This is a genomic window from Streptomyces sp. 147326 (assembly GCF_045000215.1).
In the GTDB taxonomy this organism is placed as follows: domain Bacteria; phylum Actinomycetota; class Actinomycetes; order Streptomycetales; family Streptomycetaceae; genus Streptomyces.
On the sequence record NZ_CP134201.1, the window covers coordinates 8,372,395 to 8,391,131 of the forward strand.

Here is an 18,737-nt window from a genome sequence, read left to right on the forward strand (position 1 = left end):
CCGGACACCAGGCCGTCGTCACCATGACCGGCGCCGAAACCCTGGGCGGTGGCCGAGGGGTACGGCGGCCTGGTGCGGGTGGTCGCCACCACCTGCCCCGCCGGGCGTCGCACGGCCCTGCCGGACTCGATCGCTCACACCTTAGTGTCGTCCCCTGTGACCGAACACTCCACGCACCTCCGCGTGACGTCAGATGCCTACGACGCCGTTGCCGTTCTCTACGCGGACCTCGTCCGCAACGGCCTCGACGGCCTTCCGCTGGATCGCTCGGTTCTCGCCGCGTTCGCCGATCTCGCGCGAGCCGCTGATGCCGGGCCCGTCGCCGAGCTGGGATGTGGTCCCGGATATCTGACGGCACACCTGCGCGACCTCGGGCTGGACGCCTTCGGCGTCGACCTTTCGCCGGTGATGATCGACCTTGCCCGGGAGGCCTACCCCGACCTCCGGTTCGAGCTCGGTTCGATGGACTCCCTGGACCTGGCCGACGGCACGCTGGGCGCCATCGTGTCCTGGTACTCGGTCATCCATGCTCCACCGCGGGACATCCCGTCCTACTTCGCCGAGTTCCGCCGCGTCCTGGCCGGGGGAGGCATCCTCCTGCTTGCCTTCTTCGAGTCGGAGGGCGGTCCGGTGGAGGCGTTCGACCACAAGGTGACGACGGCCTACCGGTGGCCGATCGACGTCCTCGCGGGGCTGGCCCGCAAGGCCGGGTTCGTCGAGGTCGGACGGATGCTGCGCGAGCCGCTCACGGAGGAACGGTATCGCCGCGGCCATCTCCTGATGCGCTGCGAACCTGAACGGCCGGACCCGTCCTAGCGGTTCGCGTCGCGGTCGAGTTCCGTGTCGAGCGCCAGGGCTGCGGCGATGAGGGCGAGGTGGGTGAAGGCCTACGGGAAGTTGCCCAGTTGCTCGCCGGTGGGGCCTATCTCCTCGACGAACAGCCCCACGTGGTTCGCGTAGGTGGGCATCTTGTCGAAGGAGTAACGGGCTTGCTCGAGGTAGACCCCTCCGGATCACCCCTGCTGCCGGAAAGGTCAGGAGACGTGGACCGACAGCCCGCACAGGCCCGAGCCACTCCGGGCGGCGGTGCGCCAGACCCGCAGGGGGCCGTCCAGGACACGCTCTTCGCCCTCCGAGTAGTCCAGCCAGTCCTGGGCCTGCGCGGCGGCGCGGTCGGCCGCTGTGAAGGAGAGGGCCCGCTCCACCAGCGGCAGGTGCCGGCGCACTTCGGTGGAAGTGAGGAGGAAGTTGCCGCACCAGCCCGGCAGAAGGGCGGCGCGGGCCGGGCCCACGGCGTGGAAGAAGGACGCGACCGCGTAGTCCTTGGAGTGGACGGAGATGAACATGCCGTCGCGGCTCTGCCCGTCCCACACGTCGTCCACGACGTAGAAGGAAGGGTCCGCGGTGCCGTCGCAGACGCCGTCGACGTGGCGGCCCGGCGCCATGAGCGCGCGGAACGATTCCACCGCGTGGGCGTTGGTCGCCGCGGCATCCGGGCTTCCGGCAGTCGCGTACCAGGTCTGGTGGTCCGGGAGCGGTGCGCGCTGCCACTCCAGCCGGCGGCGTTGGGCGTCGGCCTGCACGCGGTCCGCCCGCATCGCGGGCAGCAGCCTCGGAGCAAGGCGGGCCACGTCTTCGTCCGAGTGGCTGGTGATCGCCCACGCGCTGGTGAAACCCATGCACCAGACGCTACGGCCCACCACTGACAGAGCGGGGCGATCCTGGTCCCCTCTCGGCCCGGGCGGCTCGGGCGACCGCGCGCCAGGCCCCGAACCGCGCAAGGTGCATGGCGGTCGGACGCGCCCGTCCTCGGTGGCCACTCAGGCGGGCGGGCGGTGGGGGGTCGTGCCGATGCGGGCGGCGAGTAGGGCGATGTCGTCGTCCGCGGACGCCGGTACCAGGTGCGCGATCAGGGTGTCGCACAGGTGGTCCAGCGGCTGGTGCGGCTCGGTGAGCAGGCTGGTGAGCTCGTTGAGGCGTTCGTCGATGTCACGGCTGCGGGCTTCGATCAGGCCGTCGGTGTAGAGGACGAGCAGGCTGCCGGGAGGCAGGGTGATTTCGGTGGTGGTGAAGGTGATGCCGCCGACGCCCAGCGGGACGCCGGGCGGGGTCTTGACGAGGTACACGGTGCCGTCGGGCTCGGCCACGGCCGGTGGCGGGTGTCCGGCACGGGTGACCGTGCAGCGGCCGGTGGCGGGGTCGCAGACCACGTAGAGGAAGGTGGCTAGCATTGGTTCGGCGAGATCGGCGAGCGTGGCCTCCAACTGGTGCAGCAGCGCCGTCGGGGACATGTCGAGGCGCGCGAGGGCGCGTACGGTCGCGGAGAGGCGCCCCATGACCGCGGCGGCCGCGATGCCGTGACCCATGACGTCCCCGATGAGCAGCGCGGCCCTGCCTCCGGTGAGGGGGAGGACGTCGTACCAGTCCCCGCCGACTTCGTTGACGTCGCTGGCCGCCAGGTAGCGGTGGGCGATCTCGATGCCCGGGGGAGGCGTGACGTGCTGGGGGAGCATGCTGCGCTGGAGGACCACCGCGGTCTCGTGCTCGTGGTGGTACAGGCGTGCGTTGTCGATGCTGATGGCGGCCCGGGCGGCGAGTTCGGCGGCGAGCGTGACGTCGTCGGACCCGAAGGAGGCACCGCCGGGCCGGGCGCGGTAGAAGGTCGCGACGCCGAGGACCACGTCCCGCGCGACGAGCGGGATCATCATGAACGAGTGAACGCCCGTCTCGAGCAGTTGCGCGGGCTTGGAGGTGTGGCGGGAGGCCGTGGCGACGGTCCGTTCGTCGAGGTGGGCGATCAGGAAGGGCTGCCGGGCCGCCAGGGCCTGGGTGTACGGGGCGGCCGCGGGGAAGGTGAGGGTCCTGCCGAGCGGCGCCAGGATCTGGGTGACGGGGGAGCCGGTCAGCGGCGCCTTGCCCAGCCGCCGCAGGGCGACGCCCCCGGCCAGTCCAGGGCCCGGCTCGTTGCCGCTCGCGAGGGAGTCCAGTACGTCGACGGTGACGGCGTTGGCGAGGTGCGGGACGGCGAGGTCGGCCAGCTCCTGCGCCGTGCGCTCCAGGTCGAGGCTGCCACCGATGCGGGAGCTGGCCTCGCTCAGCAGTGCGAGCCTGCGCCGGCCCGCCTCGACCTCGGTCTGATCGCGCTGCTGTCTGGTGATGTCGAGGAGCGAGGCGATGATGCCGATCGGCCGGCCGCCGGGGTCCTCCACGCGCACGTACGAGCACGACCACACGTGGTCGCGCTCCGGGTCGGCCGGGGTCCGGCCGGTGCGGCGCCGGTCGAGGACCGGTTCACCCGTGTCCAGGACCTGCCGCATCGCCTCTTCCATCTCGTCGGCGTTCACCTCGGGCAGGATCTCGGCCAGCCGCCGGCCCACGTGGGCGGCTTCCGCGAGACCGTTCATCGCTTCGAGCGCCGGGTTGACCTGCAGGAACCGCAGCTGTGTGTCGAGGACGGCGATACCGACGGGGGAGCGGGCGAACAACCCGTCCCACACCGCCGAGGACCCGCGGATGCGGCGGGCGGCATGGGCGTCCGCCGCGAAGACCAGGACCGCCGAGGCGCCGTGGCGCCGGTCGGGAACGGGACAGGCCCAGATCTCGAGCTCCAGCGGGTGACCGCTGCGGTGCCAGGCGGTCACCGTACCCATCACCCCGCGACCGGTGGCGGTCGTCTCCCACAGGGACCGGCCCAGGCTGCGGTCGGCACCCGGATGCAGCAGATCGGCGATGTGCCGGCCGAGCACCTGGGGCGGGGTGTAGCCGAGCAGTTCCTGCGCGCCGTGGTTCCAGCGCACCACCAGCCCCTCACTGCTGGTGGCGATCAGCGCCACCGGCAGCGCGCCCAGCCATCCGCCGGCGTCCTGGGCGGCGCCGCTGATCAGATCCTCGAACGGCATCTCCTCATGCATCCTGTACCCGCTCCTCCTGGGAGCCCCCGGCCCTGCGGCGCGGAAATCCCGGACAGCGGCAGGCGGTACCGGTGCCCACGGAGCGGGAGGGCGCCCAGGTCGGCTTCTGCGGCCGCTCACCCGGCGCGTGCTGCGGCTGCGCTTCGTCCACACCTCTCATCGTCGCCCTGGCGGCTCCGGCCCGCCCCCCGACGCCCCCGTTCTACGGCCGACTGGCGGTCGTGGTGGTGGCCGCGGGGCCCGTGGCTGCGGACCCGTCGGCGCAGCGGAGGCGGTCGCCGGTGACGGGGGCGCCATCGGCGATGTTGCGGTCGTAGGTGACGGTCTTGACCAGGACGGGCCGCGTGCCGACGGCGACATCGAATACCGCGCCGTGATCCGGGCGGGCCTCCAGGCGGGAGCCGGGCAGAGCGGCCGTGAGCGTCGCCGCCTTCTCCTCCTGGCCGGCGGCGAACCGGATGACCGGGGGGCCCGCAGGGCGTTCGGACGGTGCGGACGGCGAGGTGTCGGTGACGACGAACCCGTTGCGGCGCAAGGCCGCGGCGACGGTGGCGTCGTCCACGCGGACGGCGATGCCGGCGGGGTCGGTCGGCGCCGGGGTCTTCGCGACGGGCTGGATGCGGGTGTCGCCCGTGAGCGGGCGGTCCGCGCCCAGCGCGTTCCACAGCGCGGCGGAGCGGGCCTCGTCCCACACCAGAGAGGAACCCACTCCGGGTACGCGGTGGTCGAAGAGCCGGATGGGGACGGTCGCGAACTCGATCCGGTCCGCACGGAGGCGGCCGAGGGCCCAGCCGATGCGGATCAGGTCGCCCGGCCCGGTCCGCGCGTCGGTGCGTACGGACTTCAGCAGGGCGTGCACCGTCCGCGCCGTGCGCACGGGGCTGGCGAGGGCCCCCTCGAGGGTGAGGCGGGCCAGGAGGTCGTTGACCACGCGCTGCTGGCGGCGGACGCGACCGAGGTCCCCGGGCCGGAGGTTGACGTGCCGGGCCCGTACGTAGCGCAGGGTGTCGTTCCCATTGGTGTGGTGGCGGCCGGCGCCGATGTCGAGGCCGGAGTTCTCGTCCGTGAGGGGCCGGTCCGTACAGACGGTCGCGCCGCCGAGATTGTCGATGGTCTGCTCGAAGCCCCTGAAGCCGGTCTCCAGGTAGTGGTCGATGTGGAGACCGGTGGCCTTCTCGACGGTGGCCACCGTGAGTGCGCCGCCGCCCATGGCGTACGCGCTGTTGATCTTGCCGCTGCGGGCGGTGGTGGTGTCGCCGGCGTATTCGACGTAGGAGTCGCGCGGGATGGAGACCACGCTCGCGCGCTGCCCGCTCTCGGAGACGTGCACGAGCATCATGACGTCCGTGCAGTTGCAGGCCTTGCCACCCACGTGGAGCCGGTTCTTCTCGGCCGCCGAGAGACCGGCGCGGCTGTCGATGCCGACGATCAGGATGTTCGTGCCCCGGCTGCCGCTGCCCGACGGCCCGCCCTCGGCCGGGACGGCCGCCGAGACGGCCTGCGGACCCAGGAGGGAGCCGCAGGAAAGGGCGGTCAGCAGCACGAGAGCAACAGTGAGACGACGCAACGTACATCCCCGAAGTAGGACGAAACCCGGCTCAAAACGCGACTCTACGTGGCCTCTGCGCGAGCGAGGGGGCTGTACGCGCCGGTTTCACCCTTGCGACGGGACCTCGTCCCTCCTGACGGGACGTCGGCCGACGGCACGGGTGAACGTGCCGTCGGCCGACGCCGAAGGGCGAAGCCGCTACCAGTAGTGGCGCCTTCCGCCGACCTCGTGTCCGACGGCCCCGAGGATCCACAGCACGGCGCCGATGACGAGCAGGATGATGCCCAGCGTCCACAGGATCGAGATACCGAGCAGCCACCCGACGATCAGCAGAATGATTCCGAGCACGATCATGAGGGTCTCCCATCTCCCTAGCCGCCTCTTGCCCGATGCCGGACGCGCGATGCGTGCACGGCGGCGGGTCCTACCGGAACGCGGCGCACAGGGCGTCTCACCGTTTTCCACCAGCGCAAACACCCGAACGGCTGCCGGTCTCGGTCCCGGGTTCCGGCGGCCGGAAAACCCGGTTGTGACGCCAGTCCGCGCCGCCTACGTTCCCGATCATGCTGCCTTTGGTGGAAACGGACGAGGAATGGGACGCGGTCGTCCCTGACGAAACGATCATGCGGCCGGGTGCGGAGGACCTCTGCGGCCGCCTGGGTCTGGGCGGAGCGCCCCTGGTCCGTTTCAAGGACGGTTCCCAGCCGGTCTACGCGGTCGGTGACGAGCACGTCCTGAAGCTGTTCCCGGCCGCTGCTGCCCGGGACGGCGTCGCCGAAGGACGGGTGCTCGCCCACGTGCGGGGACGGCTGCCGGTGGCGACACCGCACGTCCGGGAGTCCGGCACCTACGAGAACGGCTGGCGCTACGTCCTGATGTCGAGGCTCGGCGGCGAGAGCCTGGCGCACGCCTGGCCGCGGATACCGCAGGCCGACCGGGAGCGGCTGGTGGCCGAGGTCGGCGAGGCACTGGCGGCGCTGCACGCCCTGGACCCCGAACCGCTCGCCGACGTCCTCGGCCCCGGAGACTGGGGCGCCTTCGTCGACGGACAGCGGCAGGGCGCCGTGGAACAGCAGCAGGGCCACGGACTGGCCGACGCATGGCTGGAACAGATTCCAGACTTCCTCGCCTCCGTCCCGCTCCCGCGCGAACCCCGGCGCGCCCTGCTGCACACCGAGGTGATGCGGCAGCACCTCCTGGTGGACCCCGACGGCTGGCGCCTGACCGGGTTCTTCGACTTCGAACCGGCCATGATCGGCGACCGCGCGTACGAGTTCGTGGGCGTCGGACTCTTCGTCACCCGAGCCGACCGCCACCTGCTGCGCACGCTCCTCACGTCGTACGGCAGTGGCAGCGGGACGGGCGTCGAGCCGGCCGAACTGCTCGCCTACACCCTGCTGCACGTGTTCAGCAACCTGCCCTGGTACATGCGGGAACTGGGTGCGCCGTCGGACACGAAGCTGGACGCCCTCGCCGAGTTCTGGTTCGGCCGGGACTGACAGCGAGCCCGGTCGCTCACTCGCCGTTGGCGGAGAAGTGCTGGTAGTCCCGGTTGGACCAGCGGCCGCCCCAACGCCAGCCGACCTCGCGGAACGCCGCGGTGACGGCGTCGCCCGGGTGGATCTGCCCCGGTTGGTTCAGGGACCGTTGCAGGTGGGGGCGGCCTTTCGGGGGGTGGACGACGCCGTGGATGTCGACGTACGGGTTCTCGACGGGGTTGATGTCCACCGCGTCCCCCCAGGCGTGCTGCGACAGGCGCCGGGGATCACCGGTGACCGGGCGGCAGTTGAAGGCCGAGGTGTTGTCGTCGGCCATGGCCTCGGAGTCGTCGCGGTACTCGGCCATCACGCGCATCCGGCGGATCGGGAAGCGCGCGTCGAAGGCCCGCTGGAAGACGTGCAGGAGGGGGCGGACCGCGTTCTCGTGGACCACCATCTCGCCCGCGTGGGTCCGGCCGTCGAAACCCCAGTGGTTCATCCGGATCAGCCTCAGCCGCTCGGGCGGGACCGGGCAGCCCTGCCGGTAGGAGGCGCCCAGCTTCTCCGCCGGTACGGCCGTGACCCGTGCGGAAAGCCGGGCCGGCGGGTCGGCCGGCCGGGCCTGGAAGCGCGGCGGACCGGCCTGGGTGGAGCAGGCCAGCGCGGCCGCGCACAACGTGGCCGTCACGGCCGCGGCCGCGGTGGTGTGGCGCACGGGAAACACGCTACGGCGATCCACGAGGACGGGCATTGTGGGCGCGGCCGGTCGAGCGGTCCGTGAGGTCGGCCCCCGCGGGCCGTCCCGCCCGTCCGGGCGATGGTCAGGGGAGGGTGGTGACCGGCAGGTCGTGCAGGGCGCGGAACCGGAAGGTGCTGTGCCACCGGAGCCGGTCCGCAGGGCGGGCGAGCCTGAGGTGGGGGAGCCGTTCGATGATCGAGCCGAGGGCCAGGGTGAGCTGGAGCCGGGCCAGGGGCGCTCCGAGGCAGTAGTGCATGCCGTGGCCGAGGGCGAGGTGGGCCTTGTCGGCGCGGTCGATGTCGAAACGGTCGGGGTCCGGGTAGCGGGCCGGGTCCCGGTGCGCGGAGGCCAGGCTGAAGAGGACGGTGTCCCCGGCCGGTATCGGTACGCCGCCGATCTCGACGGCTTCGGTGGGGAAGCGGCGGATCGCGGTCTGGTTGGGGCTGGTGTACCGCAGGATTTCCTCGACCGCGTCCGCCACGCGCGCGGGCCGTACCCGCAGCTCGGCCAGCTGCTCGGGGTGCTCGATGAGCGTGAGCACGCCGGCGCTGATGACGTGCTGGACGTTCTCGCTGCCGGCCCCGAGGATCAGGAAGGCGAGCGAGACGAGTTCGTCCTCGGTGAGCCGGTCCTCCTCGTCGCGGGCCGCGATCAGCCTCGACAGCATGTCGTCACCGGGGGCGGCCCGCCGCAGGGCCACGAGGTCGACGAGGAACCGGTGGATGTCACCGATGGCCTGGACGAGGCCCTCGCGCGAGCGCGGGCTGAGCATGGTGGCGACCCAGGCGGCGAAGCGCTCCTGGTCGCCGGCCGGGATGTCGAGCAGGGCGCCGATGACCCGCAGCGGCAGTGGTCTGGCGAACCCGGCCACCAGGTCCGCCTCGCCGCTGCCAGCGATCTCGGCCGCGAGCTGCGCGACCTGGCCGTCGACGGCCGCGGCGATGCTGTCGCGGAGCACCTCGACGTGGCGGGCGGTGAACCCCTTCGCGACCAGTCGGCGAAGGCGCAGGTGGTCGTCCGGGTCGATGTTCAGCAGGTTGCGGTCGAGCGCGGGCGGGAGCGAGAAGCCGCTGAAACCCGTTGCCGAATGCCTCTTGTTGACCGACAGGCGCTGGTCGGACAACCCGGCGCGCACGTCCGCCTCGTGGGTCACCAGCCACACCGGCGAACCGTCGGGCAGCGCCACCCGGTGCACCGACCCCGCGGCGCGCAGGTCCGCGTAGACCGCGTGGGGGTCGCGCGAGAACCACTCCCCGAACGGCTGGGCCAGGGATACGTCTTCAGGTGTCCGGGTCATGCGCATTCCCCTGCGTGCTGAGCGGCCGGTCGGCGGCGACGGGTTCGTTCGCAGCCCTGGTCAAGATCACGATAGTCAACTCGGCCCGGTCCCGAGGGGCCGGGCTCCTACTCCTCGGGCAGGTCGTCGAGGATGACGGCGATGGTTTCGGTCGTGCCGGTGGTTTCGCGCATCCGGCCCTCGTGCGTCCGCACCCGATAGCGGCCGTTCCCGATCGCCCGGACCATCGGCAGGTCGGTGCAGCGGGGACGGGTGGCGCGGCGGCTGAAGCGGAGCCAGTCATGGCTGGTGCCGGGGGACAGGGCCCGGAGGCGCGGTTCGGTGAAGGCGGCCTCGACGAGTTCGTACAGCGGGGCGTGCAGCGGGCCGGCGGCCGAAGCACGCACCTGCCGCCACCTGACGGACACCGCGTCGCCGGGCTCCCCGGCCCCGGACGGCTCCCCGGAGCCGAGGAAGGGCCACCGCGCGGTGAGGTCGGGCACGTGCAGCCCCTGCAGCCAGGAATGCAGTGCGCCGGCGGCCTCGGACAGCTCCGCGGTGCCGCCCCGGGCCATGTGGGCCCCGTCGGCCCGGCAGTTGACGGAGAAACTCCGCCGGCCGAGGGTCATCGAGACGACCACGGACCGGTTGCCGCTCCGGGCCCGCGCGACGGCGTGCCGCCAGCGGGGCGGTGGCATGAGTTCGATGGCGAGTCCGCACCCCGCACGGTCCGCCGCCGCCTGCAGCGCATGCCGCAGGGATCCGGCTCTGACGACCTCGGGATAGAACTCCGCGTACGCGCGCAGCGGATCCTCCGGCTGCACATCGGTGTGTTCCTCGGGCATGGACCCGAGTCTGCCAGTGCCGCGGCTACGGGGCAGGACCTAGCAGGCGCCCGGTCCCTTGTGCGTCTCCTCGTACTCGGCGGCGCAGCTCCGGGCGAGTTCCGTGTGCAGGGCGGCCTCCACCTTGCCCAGCAGGCGGGCCAGTTCGGTGCGTTCGGCGTCGTCCAGGCCGTCCAGGGTCTGGTGCTCCAGGTCGCCCCATGCCTTGCGGACCTCGAGCAGGAGCCCGCAGCTGGCTTCCGTCGCCTCGACCAGGGAGGCACGCCGGTCCGACGGGTCGGGGCGGCGCCGTACGTGGCCGGCTTGTTCGAGGCGCTGGAGCATCTTGGTCACCGTGGAGGGGTCGAGGCCGACCGTCTTGATCAGCTCGGACTGGCGCACGGCCCCGTTGTCCCACAGGTGCATCATCAGGAACTCCTGCCCCGGGTGCAGCCCCAGGTCCCGCAGGGCGCGGCCCGCCGCGATCCGGTGGAGGCGGGCGACCCGGCTGATCGCATGACTCACCGGCCCGTCCAGCACGGCGCTGGGCGCCGCCGTGCACTGCGAGCTGGTGCGCGGTTCCTGAGCGGTCTCCGCGGTCATGGGGGCGCTCCTCCTGGGTCGGGTGCGGCAGGGTCCGGTCGCCGGACCACGCCCTTACCGTCGTCGTCCGTCCATGGATCTTACCCGCCCTCCAGATTTTACCTTGGTCGGCCAAGTAATGGGGTACGCTGCATCTCGCACCCAATGCTTGGCCGACCAATTATCTCTGTGAGGCGAATATGACCAGCGCTTTCGAACCGGTTCGCATCGCCGGCTCCACCCTCTCCAACCGCATCGCCCTGGCGCCGATGACCCGTAGCCGCGCAGGTGAGGGCGGTATCGCGACCGCCCTCGTCGCCGAGTACTACACGCAGCGCGCCTCGGCCGGTCTGATCATCACTGAGGGGATCCAGCCCTCCGTCGTCGGCCAGGGTTACCCCTTCACTCCCGGCCTGCACAGCGCCGAGCAGGTCGCGGCCTGGCGTGAGGTCACCGACTCCGTGCACGCGGCCGGCGGCCGGATCTTCGCGCAGCTGATGCACTCCGGCCGGATCGGCCATCCGTCGCTGCTGCCCGACGGCCTCGTCCCGGTGGCCCCGTCGGCGGTCGCCGCCCAGGGGCAGCTGTTCACCGGCGAAGGCATGAAGGACTTCGTGACCCCCCACGAGCTCACCGGAGCCGAGGTGCGGGCGACCATCGCCGCCTTCGCCGAGGCCGCCCGCAACGCGGTGGAGGCCGGCTTCGACGGGGTGGAGCTGCACGGGGCCAACGGCTACCTGATCCACCAGTTCCTGGCCCCCGGTTCGAACCTGCGCACCGACGAGTGGGGCGGCCCGGTCGAGAACCGGATCCGCTTCGCGGTGGAGGCGGTCAAGGCGGTCGCCGCCGCGATCGGCGCCGAGCGGACCGCACTGCGCATCTCGCCCGGGAACACGTACAACGACATCACCGAGCCCGACCCGCAGCCCGCCTACGAGGCGCTGGTCAAGGAGATCGACGGGCTCGGGCTGGCCTACCTGCACGTGCTGGAGCCCACCCCCGAGACCCGTGAGACCACCCTCGCCCTGCGCAAGCAGTTCTCCGGGCTGCTCGTACTGAACCCGGCGACCGAGGGCCCCACCGACCACCGGGCCCTCGGGCTGATCGAGGACGGCACCGCCGATCTCCTCGCGTTCGGCGCCCTCTTCCTGGCCAACCCCGACCTGCCGGACCGCCTGCGCACCGAAGGTCCGTACAACACCCCGGACCCGGCCACCTTCTTCGGGGGCGACGCCCGCGGCTACACGGACTACCCGGCCCGCTAGCGGGTTCGACGCACGGGGGGACATGGGTGCGGCGTGCCGCGGCGAGGTTGCCGCGGCACGCCGTCGTCGTCCGGCGGCAGTTCACCTGTCCCGTTGCCGCCGGTGGGGGTCAGCGGCGGGGCTGGTGGTGGCCGCCGCGGCCCCAGGACTCGGTGTCGACGACGTTGCCGCGGGTGTCGCGGAGGGTGGCGGTGTCGCGCTCGTTCCAGATCTGGTGGCGGCGGTCCTGGTAGACGTCGCGGTTGGTGTCGCGGCCCTGTCCGGTGTGGACCTTGACGCTGGAGCGGCCGTTCAGGCGGAGGTTGGCGAAGCGGTAGCGGTTGCCCTGCTGGTCGGTGAGGGTGAAGCCGCGCAGGTTGACGGCGTTCCGGCCGGTGTTCTTGACCTCGACCCATTCCCTGTTCAGCGCGCGGTTGGAGCGGTCGCTGCGGGCCGGGCTGTCGTACTGGACGTCGCCGATGACGAGGGAGGAATGCGAGTTCCGGTCGCGCCGGTGGTCGTCGGCGGCGGCCGGGAGGGCGGCGGCGCCGACCAGGGCGACGGCGGCCAGGGCCGCGGAGAGGGCGCGGCGGGTGGCGAGAGAAGCAGACATGGAGCTGACCCCTTCAACTGTCAGCCCGGACCGGCGTCGTTCGAGCCGGTCGGGCTCCGTGCGGTTCCCGGCGTCCTGCCGAGGAGCCACACTTTGGCCTCCACCCCTCATGAATCGCCGCAATTAAGGCTCGTGTTGCCCAATTCGGATATATCTGTAACTCTCCCGTGTAATCGGCGCAGGGTCGGACCCCGCGCCGGCGGTGAGCGCATGGTTCCGGTCAAGCTGCGTGGCCGTTCGGTGAACCGCGCGCGGCCGACAGCAGGTCAGTGGGCTCAAGGGCCCGCGTCACGGTCGGTATCGCTCGTGTCCGCGCGGGGTTACGGCGCCGGTGCGCCCCCTCTGAGCTGCCCGAACGACCATTCGGTCGCGCATATGTGCATGCTCTGTCCGTAAATCGGTGCTGGACATGCGGCGCGTCTCCATGTCGGACAGTCTGAGCTCACAAGGACGCGATCGAAAGAAAATATCGCGTTCAACCTTTGAATCGAAAGTGAGTCTCGTCGTGCGTCACCGCATCGCAGCTGCCTCCGCCGCTGCAGTCCTCAGCCTGATCGGAGCCACCGGAATCGCGGCGGCCCAGCCCGCCGGCCTGTACGCCCCGTCCGCGATGGTGTTCACCATCGCGCAGGGCGACGACGACGCGTCCACCGTCGTCCGGGCGTCCACCCTCAGCTGTGCGCCGACCGCCCTGGGCACCCACCCCGACCCGGGCTCGGCCTGCGCGGCCCTGAACTCCACCGACGGGGCACTCGACCGCCTGCTGGCCTCCCCGGACCCGGACCGGGCGTGCCCGATGCACTACGCCCCGGTCACGGTCACCGCTGACGGCGTGTGGAAGGGCAGCCGCGTCGCCTGGAAGCACACCTTCTCCAACAGCTGCGTCATGTCCGCGACCCTGAACGGCAACGCCGTCTACGCGTTCTGACCCTCCGTCGGCGCGCCCCCGCGCCCGGAGCCCCGCCCGCGGACCGCGGGCGGGGCGCCGGCATTCGCCCGGAAGCCGGCCGGACCTGGGCAGCGGATTCAGTCCACCCGCACGGCGTGGTTCGGGGTGAAGGCCAGCAAGGGGGTTGCGGCCCGCGGCGGATCCTCGAGCTGGGGCGAGTGCCCGAGACCGGGCAGCAACTCGACCTTCGCGCCCGGAACGGCCCGTAGTCGGCGGTTGCTGAACCGCCGGAGCTGCTCGCCGGTCGCGGCCACTGGGAGGGGCCGGCGATGCCTCGTCACGGCAGGAACGCTTCGTGTCGACCGACGCGCTGCTCGCCCGTCGTCATCAGGCAGGGCGGCCGATGGACCCGGAGGTGGCCCGGGCCCGGCGCCGGATCCTCGGCACCCGTGGCCTGGTCCGGGGCGACGCACTCGCGGCCGAGCTCCGGTGGAGCCGTAAGCGGCTGTGGTCCCGGTTCCGGTCACAGGCCGGCCTGCCGCCCAAGGACGCCGCGAAGCTGGTCCGCTTCGACCATGCCGCCCACCGCCTGGTCGCGGGTGAAGGCGCGGCCCGCGTCGCGGCCGGCACCGGCTAAGCCGACCAGTCCCACCTGCATCGGGACGTCATGGCGTGCGCCGGGACGACCCCCGCGACCGTGGCCGGCGAGCCGTTTCTCGCCGTTGACGACATCGCATGGCCCAGCCGCGGGACAACCGCCACGACTCACTCCTCCGGGGAGCTCTGGCCCGCCCGCCGGCCAGAGGTGAGACGGCTACCGCTGACGGAAACGCCCTAGGCACCCTTCTCCCGGGCCGAGACGGTGACGTGGTCGACCCGCATCGGATGGCCGGGTTCGGTGGCGGGGCCGACGGTCGCGCCGTCGGCGAGCGGGAGCGTGCCCCCGACGGCCACGTTGAGGATCAGGAACAGCCCGTGGTCCACGGCCCGCTGCCACGTCCCGGGGTCCATCCGGTCCGCCGTCACCCGGTGGTACACGCGGCCGTCCAGGTGCCAGCGCACCTCCTGCGCGCCGGGAGAGAGGTCGACCTCGACGGCGTACGAGCGGAACGCCGTCCGGCAGTCGGAGCACGGCTGCCGGCCGGAGGTCAGGCCCGTCGGCTCCTCGCACGGGCCGCCTTCGAGGACACCGCAGTGCATCGTGCCGAAGACGGTGTCCCGCCCGTTCACGGACTCCATGACGTCGAGCTCTCCGACGCCCGGCCACCCCGTGTACCCGTCGCGCAGCGGTGCCCCCAGGGTCCAGAACGCCGGCCAGTAGCCCGCCGCCTTCGCTCCGGTCACCTCAGGCAGGGCGATCGACGCCTCGATCCGCAGGGTCCCGCCGGGCGGAGGCGCGAAGTCGGAGCGCCGCGTCTCGATGCGCCCCGAACTCCACTGCCCGTCCTTCCGGGTGGGGACGATCTCCAGCGCGCCCTTTCCGTCGAGACGGACGTTGTCGGTCGAGTCCGTCATCGTTTCGATCTCGCCGGTGCCCCACTGCGGTGCCGGGCAGCCCGGGTAGCAGGTGCCGAGGTCGTGGATCCAGTGCGCGGCCGAAGGGGGACTGCCCGCCGGGCCGTCGAAGTCGTCCCGCAGCAACTGCTTCCACCCGTCCGCGCCGGACGGCGGCGTCGCGGACGCGGCCGGAGCGGGCAGCGCCCCCGCCTCCGTGAGCAGCCGCTCCAGCCGGTTGGTCAGAACGATGGCCGCCGCATTGGTCAGATGGGCGTCGTCCCGGTAGAGCAGGATCCGGTCGAGCACGGCCGGGCAGGCCGGCCCGTCGCCCGGACACAGGACCGGGTTCACACTGACGCTCCGTACGCCCGGCAGCGCGCCGGAGGAGATCCGCCCGGCCAGCGGATCGGGCGGCAGGGCGTCCTTCCGGCTGAACGCGCAGGCGCCGGCGGACTCGGGGCTGCCGGAGACGCACGCCGGGATGTCCGTACCGGGCACGGGGGTGTCCTCGACGTAGACGATCGGCGCGCCCAGCGCCCTGAGCTGCCGCAGCGTCTTCTCCCACCCCTCGGCCAGGAGCTTCGGGTCCGCGGTGTAGCGGTTGAGGGAGGAGACCACGATGAGCCGGGGCTTCGGCTGCTGCCTCAGCCTCTCCAGGGTGTCCGCCCGCCAGGTGTCGCACTCCCGGTAGGCGCGGCCGAGCTGGGGGCTGTCCACCGCCAGCTCCGGCAGCGGGCAGCCCTGTTTCACCAGTTCCTGCAGCGCCCAGCCCCGTCCGGCGGCCAGCGCAAGCATCGGGGAGAACCACTGCCCGGCGTGCGAATCGCCGAGCAGCACGATCCGGTCCGGGCTGTCCACGGCGCCGAACAGGCAGTCCGGGCTTCGGGTTTCGGCCGGGGCGACCTCGCAGGCCCCGTCCGGCGGGAAGTCCGCGCGCGCCTGGACCGGACTCGGCACCACCGGTCCGTCCACGAGCGGGGTGCCGGAGCTCCGGGCGAGCAGGGTGGGTCCCGAGGCGGCGCCCGGGGGCAGCCCCTTCGGGTCGACGGGGGCGGCCGGGCCCAGCAGGTGCAGGGTCGTGGTCCCCACCACCAGTGCGAGGACGACCGGCAGCACGATGGCCGTGACGCCCACCGACAGTCCGCGGCGGGGGAGTTCGGAGACCGTACGGCTGCGGCGCAGCGGCTGCTCGACCCAGCGCATGGTGGCGAGCGCGGGCAGCACGGCCGCCAGCGTCAGCACGGTCTTCGCGGGCCAGCCGAGCGGGCCGGTCCGGGCCTCGGCGAGCACGAGCACCGGCCAGTGCCACAGGTACAGGTTGTAGGACAGCCGCCCGACGGCCCGGGGCGCCCGCCCCGCCAGCAGCCGTCCGACCTCGTAGGTGCCCGGGGCGTTCCGCTCGCCCCGGCCGGGTATCGCGGCGAGGATCACGGCGGCGGTGGCCAGGGTCGGCACGAGCGCCGCGTAGCCGGGGTACGGGGTCGCGGCGTCGTACGACACGACGCACCAGCCGATCGCGGCGGCCCCGGCCCAGCCGCACAGCAGCCGCAGCGGTCGCGGCCCGCGCATCAGGTGCCAGGGCAGCAGGGCGAGCAGTGCGCCGACGCCGAACTGCCAGACGCGCGAGGGCGTTCCGAGGTAGGCGAGGGACGCGGAGTGGCGCGTCCAGAACAGGGCCAGGGCGAACGACGCGAGGGTCAGTGGCGCGGCGACCAGCACCACGACGGAGCGGACGGCCCGGCCCCGGCGGACCGCCCGGGCCGCGCCGAGCACGAGCACCGCCAGCAGCGGGGCCCAGAACAGGTAGAACTGCTCCTCGACGGCGAGGGACCAGAAGTGGAGCAGCGGGCTCTGGTCGTGCCCGGCGGCGAGGTAGTCGGTCTGCTGCGACACGAACCGCCAGTTGGCGACGGACAGCGCCGCCGCGACGACGTCGTACTCCACGTCGGTGCGGCGCAGCGGTACGGTCAGCCAGGCTCCCGCGACCGCCACCGCGCCGAGCACCACGGCGGCCGAGGGCAGCAGCCGTCGGGCCCGCCGGGAGAAGAAGTCGCCGAGCCGGATCCGGCCGGTGGTGATCGCCTCGCGGACCAGCAGACCGGTGATCAGGTAGCCGGAGATGACGAAGAAGACGTCCACGCCGACGAAACCGCCGGTCGCCCAGGGGATCCCGGCGTGGAAGGCGAGGACCGCGAGGACGGCGACCGCGCGCAGACCTTCGATGTCGGGCCGGAAGGCGGACCGGTGCGGGCTGGGCCCGGACTCGACGCCGGAACGGGATCCGGACGGGGGTGCGGCAGGGCTCCGCCGGCCGGGCGTGAGGAGGAAGGACATGGTGAGGGTGCCTTTCAGCTCAGCCAGGGAAGCATCGGGTCGACCCACCCCGAGGCCAGCAGGCCGGTGAGCAGGAGGACGGCGGACGCGGCGGCGGTCTCGGGCCAGCGGCGCGGCAGCATCCCGCCACGGGCGCTCAGGGCGGCCCGTACGCGGGCGCGCAGCGGTCCGGCGGCCGGGTGCAGCTCGGCCACCAGGTCCCGGATCAGCGGGACGTTGATCTGGCACTGCACCAGGAGATAGAGGAGCAGGCCCCAGTTGGGCTCCCAGCCGTTGCGGGCCACGGCCCGTGCGAGCCCCGCGGCGGCCGCGCCGTTGGAGAGGACGAGCCAGACCAGTGAGACGGCCACCACCCGGCGGGCCATCCCGCCCGGAGCTGCCGTACTCCGGGTGCCGGTGGGGACCCAGGCGGCGCTGCGGCCCCGCAGCGTGTGCAGGAACGCCGTCGCGGCGGCCACGCTCGTCAGGACGTTCGCCCGGATCACCTCCACCCGCCAGCGGGTCCGGCTGATCCGCGGCAGCAGCACGTGCCAGAGCCACAGCGGAGCGAGCAGCGGCAGCACGTGCCAGGGCCGGACGTGGTCCGGGTACCAGAACATCATCACGAGCGGCGGCAGCGGCGCCGCGAAGGTGTTCACCGCCGTGGTCAGGTAACCGACGATCCCCTCGTAGAAGCACAGCCGCATCCGCCAGGGCGCGCGCATCCGCCCCAGCACGGGCGTGCCGAGCAGGTGGAGGTTGCCCATCGCCCACCGGTACTGCTGGTTGACGAAGGAGGTGACGTTGTCGGGGGAGGTGCCCTTGGCGACCAGCACCGGTACGTACAGGGTGCGGAACCCCCGCTCGTGGAGGGCCAGTCCGGTGTAGAGGTCCTCGCTGTGGTCGAGCCGGGCGAAGCCGCCGGCCAGGTCGATCGCACGGCGCCGGTAGACGGCGTTGCTGCCGCAGCAGATGGCGGCGTCGCTGGCGTCCCGGGACGGCTGGATCCACCGGAAGAACCATTCCTGGGCGGAGCCGGCGGCGCGCTGGATCCAGCCCATGGTCTCGTCGGTGTCGAAGCACTGCGGGCTCTGCACGATGCCGACGGCGGGGTCGGCCAGGTACGGGACGAGATGGCGCAGGAAGTCCGGCCGGGGCGCGAAGTCCGCGTCGAGGATCGCGATGTACTCGGCGCTGCTCAGGGTGAGCGCGTGGTTGAGGTTGCCGGCCTTCTTCAGGTGCCCCCGGTCGGGGCGCACGACGTACTCGTAGCCGTACGAGGCGGCCAGCGCGGCGACCTCGGGCCGGTCGGCGTCGTCCAGGATCCAGACGGTCAACGCGTCGTCGGGCCAGTCCACTTCCGCCACCGCGCGGTAGGCGTTGGCCAGGACGGGGAGCGGCTCGCCGCAGGTCGGCAGGTACAGATCGACGCCGGGCGGGGCGGCGGGCTGCCAGGCGTGGACGAGCACCTCGTGCGACTGCCGGGTGAGCCGGCGCTGGCGCAGGCTGTTGACGGAAGAGAGCGCCAGGGCCACGAGGTTGAGGCCGAGGACGGCGAGGAAGGCCCAGAGCGCCGGTGTGCGCAGGGCGAAGGTGAACATGGTCGCCGCCGTGAACACGAAGGCGAGCGAGGTGGCGACCAGGACCCAGCGGCGTTGCGGTCCGAAGTACCAGTAGAGCTCTTCGTCGGAAGGTGGCTGCGGAAGATGATGAAAGGTCATAAAGCCCCCCACGGCTGTGCATGTGCATGTTTCAGGTGACCCAGCCTAGTGTTAAAGGTATAGACCACTGTCACGTGGGGATGAACAGTCCTGAAACTCAA

At 72.4% G+C, this 18,737-nt stretch carries 16 protein-coding genes and 2 pseudogenes; 5 read left to right on the forward strand and 13 right to left on the reverse strand.

The window, feature by feature from the left end:
* The first annotated feature begins 156 nt into the window (after nt 1-156).
* On the forward strand, nt 157-816 hold the full coding sequence (locus RIU97_RS38710; RefSeq protein ID WP_404962153.1) for a class I SAM-dependent methyltransferase: 660 nt from the start codon (nt 157-159) through the stop codon (nt 814-816).
* Here the strand turns inward: RIU97_RS38710 and RIU97_RS38715 are convergent.
* The 5 genes and pseudogenes from RIU97_RS38715 to RIU97_RS38735 all read right to left on the reverse strand — a co-directional run.
* A pseudogene (locus RIU97_RS38715) lies at nt 813-998 on the reverse strand (glycoside hydrolase family 15 protein); the annotation flags it as partial. The gene RIU97_RS38710 and the pseudogene RIU97_RS38715 overlap by 4 nt on opposite strands.
* 36 nt (nt 999-1,034) lie before the next feature.
* Entirely contained in the window at nt 1,035-1,679 is a 645-nt protein-coding gene (locus RIU97_RS38720; RefSeq protein WP_404962154.1) for a hypothetical protein, read from the reverse strand.
* A 141-nt stretch (nt 1,680-1,820) separates the two neighbouring features.
* Complete coding sequence (locus tag RIU97_RS38725) at nt 1,821-3,911, reverse strand: SpoIIE family protein phosphatase (RefSeq protein ID WP_404962155.1); 2,091 nt, start codon at nt 3,909-3,911, stop codon at nt 1,821-1,823.
* Nucleotides 3,912-4,113: 202 nt separating this feature from the next.
* Nucleotides 4,114-5,454: an LCP family protein gene (locus RIU97_RS38730; RefSeq protein ID WP_404962156.1), complete on the reverse strand. Its 1,341-nt coding sequence runs from the start codon at nt 5,452-5,454 to the stop codon at nt 4,114-4,116.
* Between the two features lie 204 nt (nt 5,455-5,658).
* A complete protein-coding gene (locus RIU97_RS38735; protein ID WP_319720869.1) occupies nt 5,659-5,814 on the reverse strand; it encodes a DUF6131 family protein in 156 nt (51 codons plus the stop codon).
* Nucleotides 5,815-6,023: 209 nt separating this feature from the next.
* Between RIU97_RS38735 and RIU97_RS38740 the strand changes: the two genes are divergently transcribed.
* Complete coding sequence (locus tag RIU97_RS38740) at nt 6,024-6,959, forward strand: phosphotransferase family protein (protein ID WP_404962157.1); 936 nt, start codon at nt 6,024-6,026, stop codon at nt 6,957-6,959.
* A 16-nt stretch (nt 6,960-6,975) separates the two neighbouring features.
* On the opposite strand, the gene RIU97_RS38745 is transcribed toward RIU97_RS38740, so the two are convergent.
* From RIU97_RS38745 to RIU97_RS38760, 4 genes are all read right to left on the reverse strand, one after another.
* Nucleotides 6,976-7,653: a M15 family metallopeptidase gene (locus RIU97_RS38745; protein WP_404962158.1), complete on the reverse strand. Its 678-nt coding sequence runs from the start codon at nt 7,651-7,653 to the stop codon at nt 6,976-6,978.
* A gap of 106 nt (nt 7,654-7,759) precedes the next feature.
* Nucleotides 7,760-8,974, reverse strand: coding sequence for a cytochrome P450 (locus RIU97_RS38750; protein WP_404962159.1), 1,215 nt, complete (start codon nt 8,972-8,974; stop codon nt 7,760-7,762).
* Nucleotides 8,975-9,081: 107 nt separating this feature from the next.
* Complete coding sequence (locus RIU97_RS38755; protein ID WP_404962160.1) at nt 9,082-9,798, reverse strand: DUF6193 family natural product biosynthesis protein; 717 nt, start codon at nt 9,796-9,798, stop codon at nt 9,082-9,084.
* A 39-nt stretch (nt 9,799-9,837) separates the two neighbouring features.
* Nucleotides 9,838-10,380, reverse strand: a complete 543-nt coding sequence (locus RIU97_RS38760) for a MarR family winged helix-turn-helix transcriptional regulator (RefSeq protein ID WP_404962161.1) — start codon at nt 10,378-10,380, stop codon at nt 9,838-9,840.
* A 179-nt stretch (nt 10,381-10,559) separates the two neighbouring features.
* Here RIU97_RS38760 and RIU97_RS38765 point away from each other — a divergent pair, with 179 nt between their 5' ends.
* A complete protein-coding gene (locus RIU97_RS38765) occupies nt 10,560-11,624 on the forward strand; it encodes an alkene reductase (RefSeq protein ID WP_404962162.1) in 1,065 nt (354 codons plus the stop codon).
* Between the two features lie 109 nt (nt 11,625-11,733).
* On the opposite strand, the gene RIU97_RS38770 is transcribed toward RIU97_RS38765, so the two are convergent.
* Nucleotides 11,734-12,216 carry a lamin tail domain-containing protein gene (locus RIU97_RS38770; protein WP_404962163.1) on the reverse strand — a complete coding sequence of 161 codons (483 nt, stop codon included), beginning with the start codon at nt 12,214-12,216 and terminating at the stop codon, nt 11,734-11,736.
* A gap of 505 nt (nt 12,217-12,721) precedes the next feature.
* On the opposite strand from RIU97_RS38770, the gene RIU97_RS38775 reads away from it, so the two are divergent.
* On the forward strand, nt 12,722-13,144 hold the full coding sequence (locus tag RIU97_RS38775) for a subtilase-type protease inhibitor (RefSeq protein WP_404962164.1): 423 nt from the start codon (nt 12,722-12,724) through the stop codon (nt 13,142-13,144).
* A 98-nt stretch (nt 13,145-13,242) separates the two neighbouring features.
* On the opposite strand, the gene RIU97_RS38780 is transcribed toward RIU97_RS38775, so the two are convergent.
* Nucleotides 13,243-13,446, reverse strand: a complete 204-nt coding sequence (locus RIU97_RS38780; protein ID WP_404962165.1) for a hypothetical protein — start codon at nt 13,444-13,446, stop codon at nt 13,243-13,245.
* Here RIU97_RS38780 and RIU97_RS38785 point away from each other — a divergent pair.
* Nucleotides 13,431-13,943 (forward strand): annotated as a pseudogene (locus RIU97_RS38785) (helix-turn-helix domain-containing protein); the annotation flags it as partial. The gene RIU97_RS38780 and the pseudogene RIU97_RS38785 overlap by 16 nt on opposite strands.
* Here the strand turns inward: RIU97_RS38785 and RIU97_RS38790 are convergent.
* Together RIU97_RS38790 and RIU97_RS38795 are read right to left on the reverse strand one after the other, a co-directional pair.
* Entirely contained in the window at nt 13,940-16,936 is a 2,997-nt protein-coding gene (locus tag RIU97_RS38790) for an acyltransferase family protein (RefSeq protein ID WP_404962166.1), read from the reverse strand. The pseudogene RIU97_RS38785 and the gene RIU97_RS38790 sit on opposite strands and share 4 nt — an antisense overlap.
* 14 nt (nt 16,937-16,950) lie before the next feature.
* Nucleotides 16,951-18,636 carry a glycosyltransferase family 2 protein gene (locus tag RIU97_RS38795; protein ID WP_404962167.1) on the reverse strand — a complete coding sequence of 562 codons (1,686 nt, stop codon included), beginning with the start codon at nt 18,634-18,636 and terminating at the stop codon, nt 16,951-16,953.
* Nucleotides 18,637-18,737 lie beyond the last annotated feature (101 nt).

What these genes read in the sequence shown, in the direction of transcription:
- RIU97_RS38760 (WP_404962161.1), bottom strand. Translation starts at nt 10,380, where the DNA reads ATGACCGCGGAGACCGCTCAGGAACCGCGCACCAGCTCGCAGTGCACG.
- RIU97_RS38755 (WP_404962160.1), bottom strand. Translation starts at nt 9,798, where the DNA reads ATGCCCGAGGAACACACCGATGTGCAGCCGGAGGATCCGCTGCGCGCG.
- RIU97_RS38720 (WP_404962154.1), bottom strand. Translation starts at nt 1,679, where the DNA reads ATGGGTTTCACCAGCGCGTGGGCGATCACCAGCCACTCGGACGAAGAC.
- RIU97_RS38725 (WP_404962155.1), bottom strand. Translation starts at nt 3,911, where the DNA reads ATGCATGAGGAGATGCCGTTCGAGGATCTGATCAGCGGCGCCGCCCAG.
- RIU97_RS38735 (WP_319720869.1), bottom strand. Translation starts at nt 5,814, where the DNA reads ATGATCGTGCTCGGAATCATTCTGCTGATCGTCGGGTGGCTGCTCGGT.
- RIU97_RS38795 (WP_404962167.1), bottom strand. Translation starts at nt 18,636, where the DNA reads ATGACCTTTCATCATCTTCCGCAGCCACCTTCCGACGAAGAGCTCTAC.
- RIU97_RS38740 (WP_404962157.1), top strand. Translation starts at nt 6,024, where the DNA reads ATGCTGCCTTTGGTGGAAACGGACGAGGAATGGGACGCGGTCGTCCCT.
- RIU97_RS38790 (WP_404962166.1), bottom strand. Translation starts at nt 16,936, where the DNA reads ATGTCCTTCCTCCTCACGCCCGGCCGGCGGAGCCCTGCCGCACCCCCG.
- RIU97_RS38770 (WP_404962163.1), bottom strand. Translation starts at nt 12,216, where the DNA reads ATGTCTGCTTCTCTCGCCACCCGCCGCGCCCTCTCCGCGGCCCTGGCC.
- RIU97_RS38765 (WP_404962162.1), top strand. Translation starts at nt 10,560, where the DNA reads ATGACCAGCGCTTTCGAACCGGTTCGCATCGCCGGCTCCACCCTCTCC.
- RIU97_RS38750 (WP_404962159.1), bottom strand. Translation starts at nt 8,974, where the DNA reads ATGACCCGGACACCTGAAGACGTATCCCTGGCCCAGCCGTTCGGGGAG.